We start from the raw sequence: 16361 nt of genomic DNA, 5'->3' as shown, positions 1-16361 counted from the left end.
AGCGTCCGTTATTGCGCCGCCAGGAACTGGTCACGGCTGGTCCGCAGCATCGCGATGAGGGGCAGGACATCGTGATCCGCCGCAGTCATATCCTGCAAAAAATACTCGTTGTTGTCGCGCACCCAGCTTAACGGCATTTCCCACCAGGCGAGATCGAGCAGGGCGGCACGGACTTTCTCCGAGAAACGATAACGTATCAGGCGCGCCGGCGACCCGACGTAGACGCCATATGGTTCCGAGCGAAAATTGGGCGGTAGCACGGAGCGCGCACCGATGATGCAACCATTTTCGATGATGCCGCCGCCCAGCATCATGACTTCGTCACCTATCCAGACATCGTTCTTGATCACCGAATCGGCATATTGCGGCGGGGGCGCGCTGCGTAAACCCATCCCCTGAGCGCATAACATATAGCTGGAAATGGTACGTGTTTCAAGCTGGTCATTGAGCAGGAAGCGCAGACGCAAGCCACCTGCGACATATCTTCCCACGCATAGACTTTGTAGATCGGAGTCATATTTCACCAGCGATCCAACGCCAAAACCGGAACAGCGGCCTATGTAAAATGAACCGGATTGCGCTTCCTCGTCCAGCCCGTCACGGAAAAACCGATGCGGAATCGTGGTCAGCGCACCGTCCTCATATTCCAGCACGAGAAATTGCTTTGCAAGGGGGTGAGTCTCGGCCAGGCCGACAAAATCGTCTTCAGTGGAAATGTTCACTTTAGGTAGCTTATCGAAATTTGTCGTAGCGGTGCTGGCATCCCGGTCATCTGCGAATGTGGCACCGTCAGTTGAAACCAGGGGTGGGGTGCGATCTTGTTGGAGTGTCTCCAGATGGTCTTCGGCCTGATCGTCATCGGGGGACGCAGTGGCAGGCTGTTGTGTTTCCCCCTGTGTTGGCATACCAGCCGCAATGATGGCTGCATGGACGCGTTGCAGCATGGCTTGCAATTCGGCATTGTCCAAGCCGCTTGCAATCGCACGCTCGATGATTTCCAGTCCATGTTCCACCTGTCCTGCCAGCAGCAAGGAATTGACATACGTGAGATAGAACTGGCTTTCATGGGGGGCTGCCGACAGCGCAGTGCGCAAATATGGCAGGGCGTCATCGTGGAATCCCAGTTGCCCTGCCAGCAAACCCATATTATGGTTGGCGATCGCATGATCTGCTTGCCTATGGATAATGGCAAGATAGAGCGTTTCCGCCTCCACAAAGCGGCCCGCCTGATGATGCTCGATAGCGAGGGGTAATGCCGCTTCGATGTTTACTGCATGGAGCGCTTTCATGCTGGTCGCACGTTGGCTCAGGGCGCTTTGCGCCGGGTCCGCTTCGAACGAGATGGGCGCCAGTCCTGCACACCAGCGTTGCCACATGGTGCGCAGCGCATTCTCCAGTCCGGCGGCGATCAGGGCTGGCTGCCCCATGGCCGAATTTTTCACCCGCGCGCGCAGGCCTGTGCGCAAGGTGGCGAGTTGGGCCATGTCCTTGGCAATCAATATGCCTTTTTGTAAAAAATCTGCCTCGTCCTCTGCGATGAACGCATCGAGTCCCACATGTTCGAGCAGCGTCGCGCCTACCCTGCCAGGCAAGTTCGAGCCCATCATCGTCAGAGTCGGCACGCCCATCCATAGGGCATGGAGGGTGGTGGTGCCGCCGGTATAGGGGAAGGTGTCGAGGCAGACATCGACCAGGCGGTGCAGGGCAAGATAGTCGCTGGTATTGGTGTGCGCATAAAAGCTCAGCCGTTCGCTGGCGATACCTTCTCTGTTGAACCAGACGCGTAATTTGTTGCCGATATCCTCGCTAGGCATGCCCCCGAGCACCATCCTCGCGTCGGGTACGGCGAGCAGCAATTTCGACCACCGTGCGATCACGCCGCGGCTCAATTTAGCGGGCCGGTTGAAGCTGCCGAATGTGATGTAGCCGTGCTTGCAGGCCGGCGCAGGGCTGACCGGCGGCGCGTCTGGCGAAGGGATGAAGGGAGCGGAAGCGGGCAGGAATACCAGTTTTTCAGTGAACTGTTCGTCAAGCAAGCCGGGCGGCGCCATATGGCGGTCCGTCAGATAATAATCCATGGCTTGCAAGCCTGTAGTGCCCGGATAGCCGATCCAGCTCGCCTGTAGCGGCGCGGGCTTGCGCGCAAAGGTCAGCAGGCGGTTGTTGCCGGTGTGGCCGGACAGGTCGATCAGTATGTCGATACCGTCGTCGTTGATCTGCTGTGCCAGTTCTTCATGTGACAGGTGCTCAACCTGATGCCATACGCTCACCAATCCGCGCAGGTGTTCGGTGACTTGATCGTTGTGTTTGCTGTTGGAATAGGCCAGTATTTCCAGGCCTGGCGCATGTAGCAAATTTTCCAGCACCGGCGTGATGAAGTTCGCCACCGCGTGGTTGTACAAATCGGCAGAGACAAAGCCGATGCGCAGGCGGCGCTCGGGATCGCGCGCATTGCCATGCTGTGGCAAGTTGGCACGCAGAGGCGCTTCGAATTGTTCAGCGAAACGTTGATGTTCGGCACGCAGCGCCGCCGCGTCCACCTGATGACTATGGCTCAGGGAAAACAGCAGGTCGCTGTGTAGCGTTTCCCATTCGGGATTAATCTTTAGTGCCAGGCGGCATCGGTTTATCTCCTCGTCGATGCGACCCAGTTTGCTCAAGACGGAGATCAGGTTATTGTGGGCCATGTGGGATTTCGGGTCGAATTCTATGGCATTTGAAAAGCTTTTTAGGGCTTCTTCGAAACGTTCCAAAATCAACAGGCTGTTGCCAAGGTTGAAATGGAAGGGGGCGAAGCGTGGTTCGATCTCGAGCGCGCGCAGATAGTTTTGCATCGCCGGCTCGATCAGCCCCTGGGTTTGCTGCACCGAGCCGATGTTGTTATAGGCGAGAGCACTGTCAGGCGTGAGCGCCAGCATCTGCTGGTATGCTGCGATGGCTTCATCCATTTTCCCGGTGGTCTGCAGCGCCATGCCCAGGTTGTTACAGGCAGTTGCATTCTTAGGATCGAGCAGTAATGCGGCCTGGTAAATGACGATGGCTTGATCGTCGCGCTTCATTTCTCTCAGCAGGTCGCCATAACGGCACAAGGTCGGTGACGACGACGGGTCAAGTTCGATGGCGCGGCGGTAAGCGGCCTCGGCCTCGGTCAGCTGTTGCAATGATTGCAGGCTTTGCGCCAGGCCGTCGTAAGCTTGCGCATTATCCGGCGTCAGGTTCAACGTCAAATGGTGGCTGGCCGCCGCTGTGATCGTTTCTCGTGCCTGTTGCTTGCTAAGCGCTGGCTGTATGCCGGCGCCGAGTGGTAAGGGGGATGGAGCGGTAGCGTGCATAGAGCTGCGGGAGGGGAGGTGTTTGTCAACAGGAATTGTAACTGTTAAATGTGCCTAAGAGAAACTTTTTCATGTGAGCGATCTGCCGTATTCCTCGTCGCGCGGGGCATGCCATCACGGCTTGAAGGCCGTTCGCAGCGCTACTTGACCATGTCTGATAACAGCAAGTCGTAGAACTTCGCATCGTGCCAGACTTCATCTTTCATAAAAGCGTGCCGCTTTTCACCGATATAATGAAATTGCCACTGTTTGATGATGCGTTCGGAGTCGGCATTGCTCGAAAAATGCCCAACTTCCAGGCGATGCATGGCCAGTTCTGCGAAGGCGAACTCGATCACGCGCCGGCCGGCCTCGGACATGATGCGTTGGCCGCGATAGTCTACGCCGAGCCAATACGCCAGTTCGGCGCAATCGTAGGTGAGGGCGCGATGTTGGCGCTGGATATTAATCAGCGAAATAATTCCGCAAAAATGCCCGTCCTTGAAAATGGCCCAGGTGATCCCGCGTCCGGCTTGGCGATTCTGCTCCAGGGTATCCAGGAAGGCCGCGGTTTCTTCCTTGTCTTGATGGGCATGCCAAGACATGAGCCGGCTGATGCGCGGATCGGCTACGTGTGGCCAAACCAGGTCGAGGTCCTCGCTGGTGGTCGGCCGCAGCATCAGACGCTCGGTATGTAGTGTGAGATTTTCAGCTTGCAATTTTACCTCGGTGTTTGCGGAATAGACTGGGTTGCCAAGCGCGTACAGATGGTGCGCAGCACTATTTCACGATGTAGGCAGATGGCATCCAGCCATGTGGGAAGGTGCGTATCGAGGCGTTGGGTAGCAGTTCCCGCACAGCTTTGGTCTCGCCTGGAGCAATATCAAAATTGAACTGATCGAGCACCAGGTAGCCGCCCGTGTTCAGGCGACTCCAGAAATGCGGCAATGCCGCCTTTACCACTTCATACATGCCGGCATCAAGGAAAACCAGTTTGAATTGGAGGTGGCTGTGCTTGTCGAAAAACGCATCGAGTTCGCGTGTCACATCCAACTGATGGATATGCACCACGTGCTGCAAATTTTGTGCTTCCACCAGTGCCGATACCCGTTCATAGGTTTCGACGTCGGCGCCGGGGACGATGCCCGGCTCGTCTGCCGAGGGTTGATTTCCCTGGAACCAGTCGAAACCGTGCACCTGTGTCAGGCTGTTGGGCTCGAACAATTCCACCATCTTGGCAAAAAACAGCGTGGAAGCACCTTTATAGACGCCAATTTCAGCGATATGGCCAGCCAATCCCAGCGTCGCTTTGTAAGCTTCATACAGACTGAAAAAACGGCCCAGTGTCATGTGCCCGACGAAGGCCGGAAAGTGATGAATGAAATCTTCGGTCGTGTAGCCTAACGATTTGATTTTTTCCAGTCCCTGATAGTAACTCTCCCTGCGGTGACTGAACTTTACCGATTCAAGTTCGCCGGGAATATAATCGTGCGGTTTAATCATTATTTACTCGTTAAGTGATCAAGTTCGGCATAAGCGACACCAAAACCGCCGGCGCCAAATCCGTTGCCATTATAAAACATCAAAAGCCGCGAACCGACCCGCAGCAATGCCGGATATGCCTGAGCTCTTGCATCCCATTGCGGTTCTGATTGTGCCGCAAAGTCGCCGCTGCCAGGCCCATCGGCGCCAAGCTGCCGCCAGTCCTTCAGGTCGGCAGAGGTGGCCGCCGCAATGCGATATGCCCCCGCGCCGTCGCGAAAGTCGCTGGCGTTGCGGTGACAATAATATAAATGCCAGTTCGCGCCCAGTTGCACTACCCAAGGTCGTGTCAGCGCCTGTTCGTTGGCCGTGGCCGGCAAGCTGACCTTGCCGCTCGGTCGCCAGAAAATCCCGTCGTCGGAGTGAGCCTCCTTGATGTCGTAGACATGTTCGTACTTGCCGTCGACCAGGGGCCAGTCCGTTCCGGAGCAATACCACATGCGCCAGGCGCCGTCGTGCTGCATGACAAACGGCGACGTGGCGGAGTAAGGGTCACCCAGCGATTTGGCCAGCACCGGACCATCTCCGGCCCGTCGGAAAGTGCGGCCACCATCTTCACTGATGGCCAGACCAGTTGAATTCGTGTATGGCACGGTCGTGGCCCGGCTCCAACCGCTGTAATAGAGATAAACCAGATTTGCATGTCGTACCGCGCAGCTTGGCATAATGCCATGCTCATCGAAACTGCCTGGCTTGCCCAATGCCAGCAACTGGCTCTGGTTTATATCTAGTATGCGCAGCGGGTCGTTCGCATCCAGGTCAACATAACTCATCATGCTGACGCCATTTTCCGGACGCGAGGAAAAATAGACGCGTATCAAGCCGGCGGCCTCGTCGAGCAAGGGCGTAGGTACCTGGGCATGGGTTTTCATCCATGATGGCCCCATCTCTGGACCAAATACTTTGCCCAGCTTGTGCCAATGCAGGCCTGATTGTGATGGCATCATTTCAGATCGTCGGCGGCCGCTTTGCGTACCGCCTCTTCCAGCCAGGCATGCATGCTCATGCCGCGCTTGCCGCGCGCCTTGTGCGCCAGTTCCTTTGCTTCCGGCGTGACGCCTTCAAGCTGGCCCAGATAGCGGCTACGCAGCGTACCACCGCGCGGGCCTGGAATCGGATAGTCGAAATTACCTTCAGGAGCGCCGTTGCCTACACGGAAGTCAATCAGGTAAAACACGCCACCGATGATCCAGCGTACACATACCTGGCGCGCCTCGACCGGCATCTGTTCGAGCGGCAACGGTGCCATGAACTGAGGATTGGTGGTGCTGAGGATCTTGGCAAATTCGGTATTGCGCAGCCATACCGGGATGCTTTCGTCGCCAACGACGATTTTCCCACCGGGTTTGCAGACGCGTACCATTTCGGCCAAGGCGCTGCGGATGTCCGGGAATTCACCCAGGCCGCCAAAACTGTAGACGCAATCGACACTATTGTCAGCATAGGGCAGGGCGCAGGCGTCGGCCAGGGCGTAGGAAACCGGAATAGTACAACCCTGCAGCCGTTCACGCGCCTTGTTCAGCATGCCGCTTGAGATGTCTTGCAGAAACAGTTTTCCCTTGGCGCCAAGGCGGCCGGCGATGATTTCCGAATCGCGTCCGCTGCCGGCAGCCACTTCCAGCACCGTTGAGTCAGGATTGAGTTCAAGCAAGTCGATCAGGCCATTGCGTACCTTGTTTTCATCCTCGCCATGCGTATGAAAGGTGAGGTGCAGGTATTGATCGTAGGTTTCCGAGCGATCATCGTAAAACGCGACCACTGACTTGGTTTTATCCGATAAATTATGGGTCGGCACGAAATTCGGGAAACCGTCGATGACTGGAAACTCGGCTTGGCCAGCGTTCAGCACGCCTTGCTGAATATCGCCACTGGCGCTGCTTGAACCCTTATATTGAAGAGCTTGCTGGTCCAGCGGTGAGACAAAAAATGGTAATTCCCAGAGATTCATGATGTGGACAGTCGAAAATGAGGCGTTATAGGTCGTCGAAACGGGACATGCGGAGAAATTGCCGGCTATTGAGGCGGAATGCCTTGCTGCTTTCCTGCAAAAACACTTGCTCATTCTGGGTGCTTTTGGTGACCAGGGTATTGGCGCCTATGAAGCAGGAGGCGCCGAGCTGAATACTATTTCCGACAGTGCTATTAATGCCAAAAAAACAATTTTCCCCGACCTTGACATTGCCGGAAATATTGGTAGAGGAGGTCAGCCAGCAATTGTTGGCTATGCTGCTGTGATGGCCGATCAGGGCGCCGCTCCAGATGAACACATTATCGCCCAGTGTGACACAGGGATGCACCTGAACCTGATTCATGATGAAGCAATTGTCGCCATATCGACAATCCAGCGGCAAGCCTGAATCCGGGTGCACATATGAGGCCAGGGTGTAACCCAGTTGCCGCGCCTGCGCGCATTTTTTCGCGCGCAAGGCATTCATGTCCTGATAACCGAGGGCGATGAACATGTCGTGGGTCTCAGGCGGATAGAGAGTGTCTATTTCATCGAAGGCTGCCACGGGCATATCTTGCCAGTGGGTGCCCGGCATGTACTCGCGGTCGACGCAGCAGGCGACCACTTGGCGCTGGCTGTGATGGCGTAAAAAATAAAGAATCACTTCCGCGATTTTTCCGGTGCCGAAAAGGATGACTGGTTTCATTGAGGTTCAGATTAGATGGCAGGAATTTGAAGTGCAATACGGTCGATTTTGCCATTGGCGTTTTTTGGCAGCTTCTCCAGGATAGTCATGTGACGGGGCTGCATATATGCGGGCAGAAGGGAGGTAAGTGCCTCCTGCAATTGTTCTGCCGACAGCGCTGCATGGACAACGGCAAAGGCAAGGATCTCTCCTGTCGCGTTACCCATTTTCTGGTACACCACAGCGCATTCCATGACACCGCTCACGCTGCCCAGGGCGGCTTCAATTTCTTCGAGTTCGATGCGGTAACCCATGTGCTTGATTTGAAAATCCACCCGGCCCTTGAAATGCAGCCAGCCGCGGGAGTCGCGCTGCACAATATCGCCGGTGAGGTAGCCGATGTCGGCATACAGGTTATGCCGTGGATTCTGGATGAAAGCAGCAGCCCGACGTTGCGGATCGTTGTAATAGCCGAGGCCGACCTGTGGTCCGCGCAAAAACAGCTGGCCTCGTTCTGGTCTTGCCGAATCCGCAGCAAGGATCTCAAAATCGAAATTCTGTGCCAGAAGGCCAAGCGGCGCCAGACTCTGCATATCATCGAAATCCTGTACGGTGATAGTGTGGGCGGAGCAGATGCAAGTGCATTCCGTTGGGCCGTAGACGTTTTCCAGCTCGGCGCGCTGACCAAACAGTTCATATAATTGACGCAGCCGAGTTTTCGGGAAACCTTCACCGCCAAATACAATCTTGCGTAGCGACGGCCAGTCGGTGGGCGACAACGCGCGTGTGGTAAGCAGGTAGACCAGCAATGACGGCACGGAAAACCACAGCGTACAGGCAGCCTGGTTGATCAGCCGCACCAGCAGTCGAGTATCACGCACCTGCTCGGCGTTGATAGGAAGCAGGGTCGCGCCGCACAGGATGGACGAATAGAAGTCGAACACCGAGTTATCGAAATACATCGGATTGACGTTGGAAATGACATCATCAGGGACGATCGCAAAACGTTCCCTGGTCCAGGCAGCAAACCAGAGCAGGTTGGCATGGGACATGACCGCACCTTTGGGCATGCCGGTGGAGCCGGAGGTAAACATGATATAGGCTGGGGCACCGCCATCTGGGGCGATGATCGGTGGCAACGGCATGTCGGCAGGATTTGCCGTTGCCAAATCAAGGGCTTGCTGCAAGACCAGGGTCTCGGGTAATCCGTCGGCAGTCAGTTCGGCATGGAAGGGACGGTCCGCAAAACCGCTTGCAATGAGAGCCGGTTGGCAAGTTTGCAATATCTTGCGGATACGCTCCCATGGGCTGCCTGGGTCCAGATTAGTATAGATCAGGCCTAGGCGCAGGCATGCCAGCATGGCGGCAAATGCGGCCGGCGATTTATCGTGAAACAGCGCTACCACCTGACCTTGACGCAGTCCTTTTGCGTGGAATACGGCAGTCAGGCGTTCGACCAGGCGGTTTAGTTGTGCGTAGCTGACGCGTTCGCCGCTAGCAGGGTAGTACAGTGCGCAATGCTCGGCACGGCGGTGCGCGATATCGTCAAAGGCCAGCCCCAGATTGGTGAAGGAAGTCATGATAACGTCATCTTAAAGTACCAGGCCGCCGTCAATTTCCAGTACGCTACCCGTCAGATAGTCATTTTCGACGATGTGGCGTGCCGCCTGAAAGACCGATTGCATGTCGCCCAGGCGGCGCAACGGGATTTGCTGCTGGAGTTTCGCCAGTGTCGCTTCGCTCAACGCCGCGCGGGTCGATGGCGTATCGATGAAGCCGGGCGCGATCGCGGCGAAGCGCAGCCCCATGCCACCCAATTCCTTGGCCCAGGTATGGGTCAGCGCATTGACGCCGGCCTTGGCCGCCGAGTAGGCGGACTGACCGGGATTGCCATTGGCCGAAATCGAGCTGATTGAAATCACCACGCCTTTTTTGCGCTTGGCGAGCATCCGTTCTGCGACCCTGCTGGTAACGAAAAAAACCGCATCCAGATTGGTCGAGATTACTTGTCGCCAATTGTCGCGAGAATGCACACGCTCGGTGCGCGACAATAGATTGACCAGCGGTTCGCTGTGAATGATACCCGCGTTATTGATCAGAACATCGATTTCGAAACCGGAATCGATGATCGTTTGCAGTGTGGCGTCGACCGCCGTCGGATCAGTGACATCGCAGACCCAGGCTTGGATACGGCCTTCGCTTTCCTGACGTAACTGCTCACACAACGCAGGATCTTTCTCAAGGACGCCGACGTGCGCCGACGCGGAGCTGAACTGTTCGGCCAGATAGCGGCCGATGCCGCGGCCTGCTCCGGTGATCAGAATGCAGGTTCCTTCGATTTTCACAATGCCGCACCGTGCCCACGTAGCGCGCTGCGCGCTTCACCGACCGAAGTCATGTCGGCGATGTCATCGCCGGTGAACTCAATCCGGTAGACCTCTTCGAGTCGGGTGATGAGCATCATATGCGCCAGCGAATCCCAGCTTGCGATTTCCTTCAGCTTCATGGAGTCGATCACCGTATGTTCTGGTATCGTAAAAACTTCAGCGAAAATTTTTTCAAAAGACATATTGTTTTTCTGTGTTGAGGCAGTAGTGATATGATGGAATCATCTACTCACTGCTTAAACCAGATCCTTTTCTATAAGAAATTGCCGTACGACTGGCAGGGGATTGTACATCAGCACATCGACTATCGACAGGCCGGAAATAGGTGCCTTCTTGCCTTGGGAATAGTTGACTGGACGGGATTGTAAAAAATGTAGCGCAATGTCCTGTTGCAGGAATGCCTCACGCTGATATAGTGCCGTGCCGCCTATGGGATTGATATAACGGGTGGCGTGCTCTTTGAGGCAAATATCCAGTATCCGCTCCTGTCCAACTAGACTGGCATTGTCATATACGCGTGACGTCCTGACCAGTTCAGTTTCCAGTGACAGGTAGCCCATAATCTCACGCAAGCTGTTGAATAAAAAATCGTCCAGTCGCAAAGTCGGGTGGCCTATCACGCGCTCCAGCCGTTCGGCCACGACGCGGTAGTATGGCGCGCGGCCATATGCTTGGCGTAAAGTGCGCAATAACTTGTCGCGCCAGGCCGGCTCTTCCAATAATGCGATATCGCAGATCAGCCGGTTCTGGCTGGCGCCGCGTAGCGGTATGGTAAAGAGATGCGGTGCGCCGTTCATCAACAGGCGATTGCGATTGATCCAGCCGCGTTGTATGTAATTGACGTCATCGAGCAGAACGAACTTGTCCACCGCCGCGATCAGTTGAAAATAACCGAGGTAGGGAAAAAAATACGGCTGCATGATGGCGAGGGTAGTCATCGCGCAAGAGGAGCGGTGATCAGACTCAGGATGAAATTCACTTGTTCGTGGCTCAAGGTAGGGTAGATCGGCAGGCAAATCACTTCCTTGGCCGTTTTTTGCGCGACAGGAAGATTCGCGGGCACAGCGGATGGCATGCCGCGATACATCGGGAAATCGCTGATGAGAGGATAAAAATAGCGTCGCGCATAGATTTCATGTTCGCTCAGTTTTTGATACAACTCGTCGCGTCCCAGGGGATAGCTGTCTTGCACCAGAATGGGGAAGTAGGCGTAGTTTGCCGTTTCGCCTGGCATTTCTGGCAAACAGTGTATGCTTGGTATCCCGGCCAGGCCGGCGCGATATTGCGCATCGAGCGCTTTGCGTTTGGCTAAGGCCGCATCTATATTCTTGAGTTGCAGTAGGCCAAAGGCCGCATTGATTTCACTCATCTTGCCGTTGATCCCGGGCGCGACGACGGTAACTTCATCGACAAATCCAAAATTTTTCAAATGGTCGATGCGTTGCTTGATCTTGGCGTCAGGACAAACGATGGCGCCACCTTCAAACGTATTGAAGACCTTGGTCGCGTGAAAACTCAGTACCGATAAATCGCCGTGATTGAGAACGCTGAGCCCCTGTTTTTTTACTCCGAACGCATGGGCTGCGTCATAAATTACCTTTAGTCCGTAATTATCTGCAATTCTCTCGATGCGATCCACATCGCATGGATGACCATAGCAATGCACTGGCAAAATAGCGGTGGTATGCGGCGTTATGGCAGCTTCTATTTTTTGTGGATCCAGATTGAAAGTCAATGGATCGATATCGACAAAGACCGGCTTGATGCCATTCCATAACAGGGAGTGAGCCGTGGCGACAAACGAGTATGGCGTGGTAATGACTTCGCCGGTCACGCGCAGCGCCTGCAGGGCAGTCATCAACGCCAGGGTGCCATTAGTGAAGAGTGATATATATTTGACATCCAGATACTCGCAGAGTGCCTGCTCCAATTGGCGATGGAACGGGCCGCCATTGGTCAGAATTTTATTCTCCCAGATACTTTCCAGATAGGGAATGAATTCTTCCAGCGGAGGCAAGAGCGGTTGGGTCACATAGATGGGCCCCTTTTTATTGTCGTCCATCATAGGCCCACATCTTCTGTTTTCTTACTCACGGGAGCGAACTCGGCCTCAAAGGATGCTGGCGGCAGGCCGGCGCACCAGCGTTGCCACATGGTACGCAGCGCATTTTCCAGTCCGGCGGCAATCAGTGCCGGTTGACCCATGGCCGAATTTTTCACCCGTGCGCGCAGGCCTGCGCGCAAGGCGGCAAGTTGGGCAATGTCGGTGGCAATCAACCTACCCTTTTGTACAAAATCTGCGTCGTCCTGCGCGATGAACGCATTTAGTCCTACATGTTCGAGTATCGTCGCGCTTACCAGGCTGGGCAAGATTGAACCCTTCATGGTCAGGGTCGGTACGCCCATCCATAAGGCATGAAGGGTGGTAGTACCGCCAGTGTAGGGGAGGGTGTCGAGGCAGACATCGACCAGACGGTGCAGGGCCAGGTAGTCGCTGGTATTGGTGTGCGCATAAAAGCTGAGCCGCTCGGCGGCGATGCCTTCCTTGGCAAACCAGGCACGCAACTTGTTGCTGCTATCCTCGCTAGGCATGCCAGCGAGCACCATCCTGGCGTTGGGTACGGCGAGCAGCAACGCCGACCAGCGTGCGATCACGCTGCGGCTTAACTTATTGGCCCGGTTGAAGCTGCCGAAGGTAATATGGCCGTGCTCACAGGCCGGTGCAGGGCTGACCGGTGGCGCGTCGGGCGACGGGATGAAGGGGGCGGAAGCGGGCAGGAATACCAGTTTTTCAGTGAACTGCTTGTCGAGCAAACCTGGCGGCGCCATATGACGGTCCGTCAGATAGTAATCCATGGCCTGCAAGCCGGTCGTCAGCGGGTAGCCGATCCAGCTCGCCTGTAGCGGCGCGGGTTTGCGCGCAAAGGTGAGCAAGCGGCTGTAGCCAGTATGGCCAGACAGGTCGATCAGGATGTCGATGGCATCGCTGGTAATCTGTTGCGCCAGTTCTTCATGTGACAATAATTCAACCTGGCGCCAGACGCTCACCAGCCCCTGCAAATGCCGTGTGACCGCATCGTCGTGCTTGCTGTTGGCATAAACCACTATTTCCAGTCGCGGCGCATGGGCCAGTTGCTGCAATACCGGCGTAATGAAATTAGCCACGGCATGGTTGTACAGATCCGCCGAGACCAAGCCGATGCGCAGGCGGCGTTCGGGGTCGCGCGTATTTTCATGCGGTGGCCAGGCGGCGCGCAGCGGTGCTTCGAATCGCTCGCCAAAACGCAGGTGTTCGGCAAACAGCGCGGCGGCATCCACATGCTCGCTATGGCTCAGGTAGAACAGCAGGTTGCTATGCAGCTCATCCCAATCGGGATTGCTCTTCAGTACTTGGCGGCAGTGAGCGATGGCTTCGTTGATACGGCCAAGTCTGTTCAGGGTGCCATTGAGATTGAGATGTGATTGATATGCTTGCGGGTCGAGTTTGATGGATGTCGCGTAGCTTTTGGCTGCCTCATCCATCTGACCTGATTCCATCTGGCAAGTGCCCAGGTTGAAGTGGATGGCGGCGTGCCTGGGGTTCATTTCCAGGGCGCGTCGGTAACTTTGCATGGCGATGCTCCTTTGCCCCAGGGCTTGCATGACCACGCCAATATTGCAATGGGCGATAGGGTTATTGGGCATCAGTGCCAGCAACTGCTGGAAAGCCGCGAGGGCCTGGTCGAGCTTGCCGTTTTCCTGCAAAGCCACGCCCAGGTTGTGCAGGGCGTCCGTATTCTTGGGTTCCAGCAAGAAAACCGCCTGGTAGATGACGATAGCCTGTTCTGTGCGTCGGGTTTCCCGCAGCAGGTCTGCGTAGTGCAGCAATGGCGCTACGACTGAGGGCGCGAGTTCGATGGCGCGCCGGTAGGCCGCCTCGGCATCGGCCGCCTGGCCGATGGCATGCAAGCTGCGCCCCCACCCGTGGTAGTGCGCCGCGACGTGCGGGAGATATTGCACGGCCGCGCCGTAGCGGGCAGCTGCTTGCTGGTAGCGGCCCAGCTTGTACAGCACGTCGGCCAACCCGCCATGCGCCAGGGCGCAGTCGGGATCGCTTGCCAGCGCCCGCTCATAGCTGAGGATTGCCTGCTCATGCTGCCCCATCGCAAGCTGTACATCGCCAATTGCGCGATGAATTTCAGCGGCGCCCGGAGCAAGCGTCAGCGCATGACGATAGCTGGTTTCGGCGGCCTTGAATTGCCGCTGCAGCTGCAGTATGTCGCCCAAGCCCATGTGCGCCACGGCATGGGCGGGATCCATTTTCAGCACCTCGCGATAGCAGTCGGCCGCTTCCGGGAGATGGCCTTGTGCCTGTAAGGCATCGCCCAGGCGGCTGAACGCTTCTGTAAAGGCAGGCTGGATTTCCAATGCCCGGACATACGATCCGACGGCCAGGTCCAGTTGGCCGATCGCCAGTTGGGCATTGCCAAGGTGCAGATGCGCTTCGGCGTCGTCCGGCGCCAGGTCCACCGTCTTGTGCAATGCCGGCAGCGCATCTTTTCCCTGCAGCTGCAAGGCCATGCTCAGCACGCTCCAGGCAAAGGCCGATGCCGGATAGCGTTCGAGCAAGGCACGGGTTGCGCTTTCCATTTGCGCATGTTCGCCGTTTTCATACAACTGGGTGACATGATCGATTTCCAGTTGCATCGGCTGCTGCGCGGCATTTTGGGGCGATGCTGTGTTATCGGTAGCGTGCATGGGAGCGATATGGTAAGTGCCAGACTGAATTGTAACGGTTAGAAGTGCATTAGAGAAACTTCTTCGCATGGCGCGAATCAAAAACAGCGTGGAAACCATCAGGTGTCCACGCTGTTTTATAGGCATAAATGATGCCGGGGTCTTACATATTTGGATAATTCGGTCCGCCGCCGCCTTCCGGCGTGACCCACACGATGTTCTGCGTCGGGTCCTTGATGTCGCAGGTCTTGCAGTGCACGCAGTTCTGCGCATTGATCTGCAGGCGTTCGGCGCCGTCGTCGTTCTTCACGAACTCGTACACGCCGGCGGGACAGTAGCGCGCTTCCGGACCCGCATACATGGCCAGGTTGACGTCGACGGGCACGCTGGCGTTCTTCAAGGTCAGATGGATGGGCTGGTCTTCCGCGTGGTTGGTGTTCGAGATGAAGACGGACGACATCTTGTCGAAGGTCAGCTTGCCATCGGGTTTCGGATACACGATCTTTTTCGACTGGGCTGCCGGCTTCAGGCATTCGTGGTCGCCATGCGTGTGGTGCAGCGTCCAGGGCGCCTTGCCGCGGAAGAGGATCTGGTCGATGCCCGTCATCAGGCTGCCCAGGTACAGGCCCTTCGACAGCCAAGGCTTGACGTTGCGTGCCACGTGCAGCTCTTCATGCAGCCAGGATTGTTCAAACGCGACAGGGTAGCTGGACAGTTCGTCGTGCTGGCGCTGTTCGCCCAGCGCGCCGAAGGCCGCGTCCGCCGCCAGCATGCCGCTCTTGATGGCCGCGTGGCTGCCCTTGATGCGGCTCATGTTCAAAAAGCCCGCATCGCAGCCGATCAGCGCGCCGCCGGCGAACACGAGCTTTGGCAACGATTGCAGGCCGCCGGCCGTGATCGCGCGCGCGCCGTACGAAATGCGCTTGCCGCCTTCGAAGAACTTGCGGATTTCCGGATGGGTTTTATAACGCTGGAATTCCTCGTACGGCGACAGGTACGGGTTTTCGTAGTTCAGGCCCACCACATAACCGACCATGACCTGATTGTTTTCCAGGTGGTACAGGAAGGAGCCGCCATAGGTCTTCGCGTCCAATGGCCAGCCCGTCGAGTGGATCACCAGGCCCGGCTGGTGCTGTGCCGGGTCGATTTCCCACAATTCCTTGATGCCGATGCCGTACGATTGCGGATCCTTGCCGGCGTTCAAGTCGTACTTGGCCATCAATTGCTTGCCCAGGTGGCCGCGCGCGCCTTCGGCGAACAGGGTGTACTTGGCGTGCAATTCCATGCCCAGCTGGAAGTCGGGACCCGGTTCGCCGTCGCGCTTGACGCCCATATTGCCGGTCGCCACGCCTTTCACGGAGCCGTCGTCGTTGTAGAGGATTTCCGCGGCAGGAAAGCCCGGGAAGATTTCCACGCCCAGGTTTTCCGCCTGCTGGCCCATCCAGCGCACCACATTGCCCAGCGAGACGATGTAGTTGCCATGGTTTTCAAAGCAGGCCGGCACGGCGAAGTTCGGCGTTTTATACGCTTTGGTTTCCGTCAGGAACAGGATGCGGTCTTCCGTCACTGCCGTGTTCAGGGGTGCGCCCAGTTCTTTCCAGTTCGGTATCAGTTCGCTCAAAGCTTTCGGGTCCATGATGGCCCCGGACAGGATATGCGCGCCCAGTTCGCCGCCTTTTTCCAGCACGCAGACGGACACTTCCTGGCTCTTTTCAGCGGCCAGCTGCTTCAGGCGGATGGCCGCCGCCAAGCCTGCGGGGCCGCCGCCGACG

General features: G+C 56.6%; 13 protein-coding genes. All 13 read right to left on the bottom strand.

Annotation, left to right across the window (positions count from 1 at the left end):
- Positions 1–8 precede the first annotated feature (8 nt).
- Positions 9–3332 (bottom strand): tetratricopeptide repeat protein, encoded by a 3324-nt coding sequence (locus K0F86_RS17070; RefSeq protein ID WP_219135517.1) that lies wholly within the window; start codon positions 3330–3332, stop codon positions 9–11.
- A gap of 140 nt (positions 3333–3472) precedes the next feature.
- Entirely contained in the window at positions 3473–3991 is a 519-nt protein-coding gene (locus K0F86_RS17065; RefSeq protein ID WP_219135516.1) for a GNAT family N-acetyltransferase, read from the bottom strand.
- A 100-nt stretch (positions 3992–4091) separates the two neighbouring features.
- On the bottom strand, positions 4092–4814 hold the full coding sequence (locus tag K0F86_RS17060) for a class I SAM-dependent methyltransferase (protein ID WP_219135515.1): 723 nt from the start codon (positions 4812–4814) through the stop codon (positions 4092–4094).
- Positions 4814–5800: a hypothetical protein gene (locus K0F86_RS17055; protein WP_219135514.1), complete on the bottom strand. Its 987-nt coding sequence runs from the start codon at positions 5798–5800 to the stop codon at positions 4814–4816. The genes K0F86_RS17060 and K0F86_RS17055 overlap by 1 nt, the downstream gene beginning before the upstream one ends.
- Positions 5797–6801 (bottom strand): class I SAM-dependent methyltransferase, encoded by a 1005-nt coding sequence (locus K0F86_RS17050; RefSeq protein ID WP_219135513.1) that lies wholly within the window; start codon positions 6799–6801, stop codon positions 5797–5799. The genes K0F86_RS17055 and K0F86_RS17050 overlap by 4 nt, the downstream gene beginning before the upstream one ends.
- Before the next feature lie 25 nt (positions 6802–6826).
- The gene (locus K0F86_RS17045; RefSeq protein WP_219135512.1) at positions 6827–7507 is read right to left on the bottom strand and encodes an acetyltransferase; all 681 of its coding nucleotides are present in this window, start codon (positions 7505–7507) and stop codon (positions 6827–6829) included.
- Positions 7508–7518: 11 nt separating this feature from the next.
- The gene (locus K0F86_RS17040; protein ID WP_219135511.1) at positions 7519–9066 is read right to left on the bottom strand and encodes an AMP-binding protein; all 1548 of its coding nucleotides are present in this window, start codon (positions 9064–9066) and stop codon (positions 7519–7521) included.
- 12 nt (positions 9067–9078) lie between these two features.
- A complete protein-coding gene (locus K0F86_RS17035) occupies positions 9079–9831 on the bottom strand; it encodes an SDR family NAD(P)-dependent oxidoreductase (RefSeq protein WP_219135510.1) in 753 nt (250 codons plus the stop codon).
- On the bottom strand, positions 9828–10055 hold the full coding sequence (locus K0F86_RS17030; protein WP_219135509.1) for an acyl carrier protein: 228 nt from the start codon (positions 10053–10055) through the stop codon (positions 9828–9830). Before K0F86_RS17030 ends, K0F86_RS17035 begins: the two co-directional genes overlap by 4 nt.
- 54 nt (positions 10056–10109) lie before the next feature.
- Positions 10110–10811, bottom strand: a complete 702-nt coding sequence (locus tag K0F86_RS17025; protein ID WP_219135508.1) for a WbqC family protein — start codon at positions 10809–10811, stop codon at positions 10110–10112.
- Complete coding sequence (gene vioA / locus K0F86_RS17020) at positions 10808–11938, bottom strand: dTDP-4-amino-4,6-dideoxy-D-glucose aminotransferase VioA (protein WP_306823208.1); 1131 nt, start codon at positions 11936–11938, stop codon at positions 10808–10810. Before vioA ends, K0F86_RS17025 begins: the two co-directional genes overlap by 4 nt.
- On the bottom strand, positions 11935–14610 hold the full coding sequence (locus K0F86_RS17015; RefSeq protein ID WP_219135507.1) for a tetratricopeptide repeat protein: 2676 nt from the start codon (positions 14608–14610) through the stop codon (positions 11935–11937). The genes vioA and K0F86_RS17015 overlap by 4 nt, the downstream gene beginning before the upstream one ends.
- A 142-nt stretch (positions 14611–14752) precedes the next feature.
- The coding region (locus K0F86_RS17010; RefSeq protein ID WP_219135506.1) for an electron transfer flavoprotein-ubiquinone oxidoreductase at positions 14753–16361 on the bottom strand (1609 nt) is incomplete at its 5' end.

Source organism: Janthinobacterium sp. UMAB-60 (genome assembly GCF_900095235.1).
Classification (GTDB): Bacteria; Pseudomonadota; Gammaproteobacteria; order Burkholderiales; family Burkholderiaceae_D; genus Janthinobacterium.
The sequence above is the reverse complement of the archived record's forward strand: the minus strand, read 5'-3'. Positions and strand labels throughout refer to the sequence as shown.

Coding starts and splice junctions, on each gene's coding strand:
- K0F86_RS17045 (WP_219135512.1), bottom strand. CDS start 7,507: ATGAAACCAGTCATCCTTTTCGGCACCGGAAAAATCGCGGAAGTGATT.
- K0F86_RS17050 (WP_219135513.1), bottom strand. CDS start 6,801: ATGAATCTCTGGGAATTACCATTTTTTGTCTCACCGCTGGACCAGCAA.
- K0F86_RS17015 (WP_219135507.1), bottom strand. CDS start 14,610: ATGCACGCTACCGATAACACAGCATCGCCCCAAAATGCCGCGCAGCAG.
- K0F86_RS17060 (WP_219135515.1), bottom strand. CDS start 4,814: ATGATTAAACCGCACGATTATATTCCCGGCGAACTTGAATCGGTAAAG.
- K0F86_RS17025 (WP_219135508.1), bottom strand. CDS start 10,811: ATGACTACCCTCGCCATCATGCAGCCGTATTTTTTTCCCTACCTCGGT.
- vioA (WP_306823208.1), bottom strand. CDS start 11,938: ATGATGGACGACAATAAAAAGGGGCCCATCTATGTGACCCAACCGCTC.
- K0F86_RS17040 (WP_219135511.1), bottom strand. CDS start 9,066: ATGACTTCCTTCACCAATCTGGGGCTGGCCTTTGACGATATCGCGCAC.
- K0F86_RS17055 (WP_219135514.1), bottom strand. CDS start 5,800: ATGATGCCATCACAATCAGGCCTGCATTGGCACAAGCTGGGCAAAGTA.
- K0F86_RS17070 (WP_219135517.1), bottom strand. CDS start 3,332: ATGCACGCTACCGCTCCATCCCCCTTACCACTCGGCGCCGGCATACAG.
- K0F86_RS17065 (WP_219135516.1), bottom strand. CDS start 3,991: ATGCTGCGGCCGACCACCAGCGAGGACCTCGACCTGGTTTGGCCACAC.
- K0F86_RS17030 (WP_219135509.1), bottom strand. CDS start 10,055: ATGTCTTTTGAAAAAATTTTCGCTGAAGTTTTTACGATACCAGAACAT.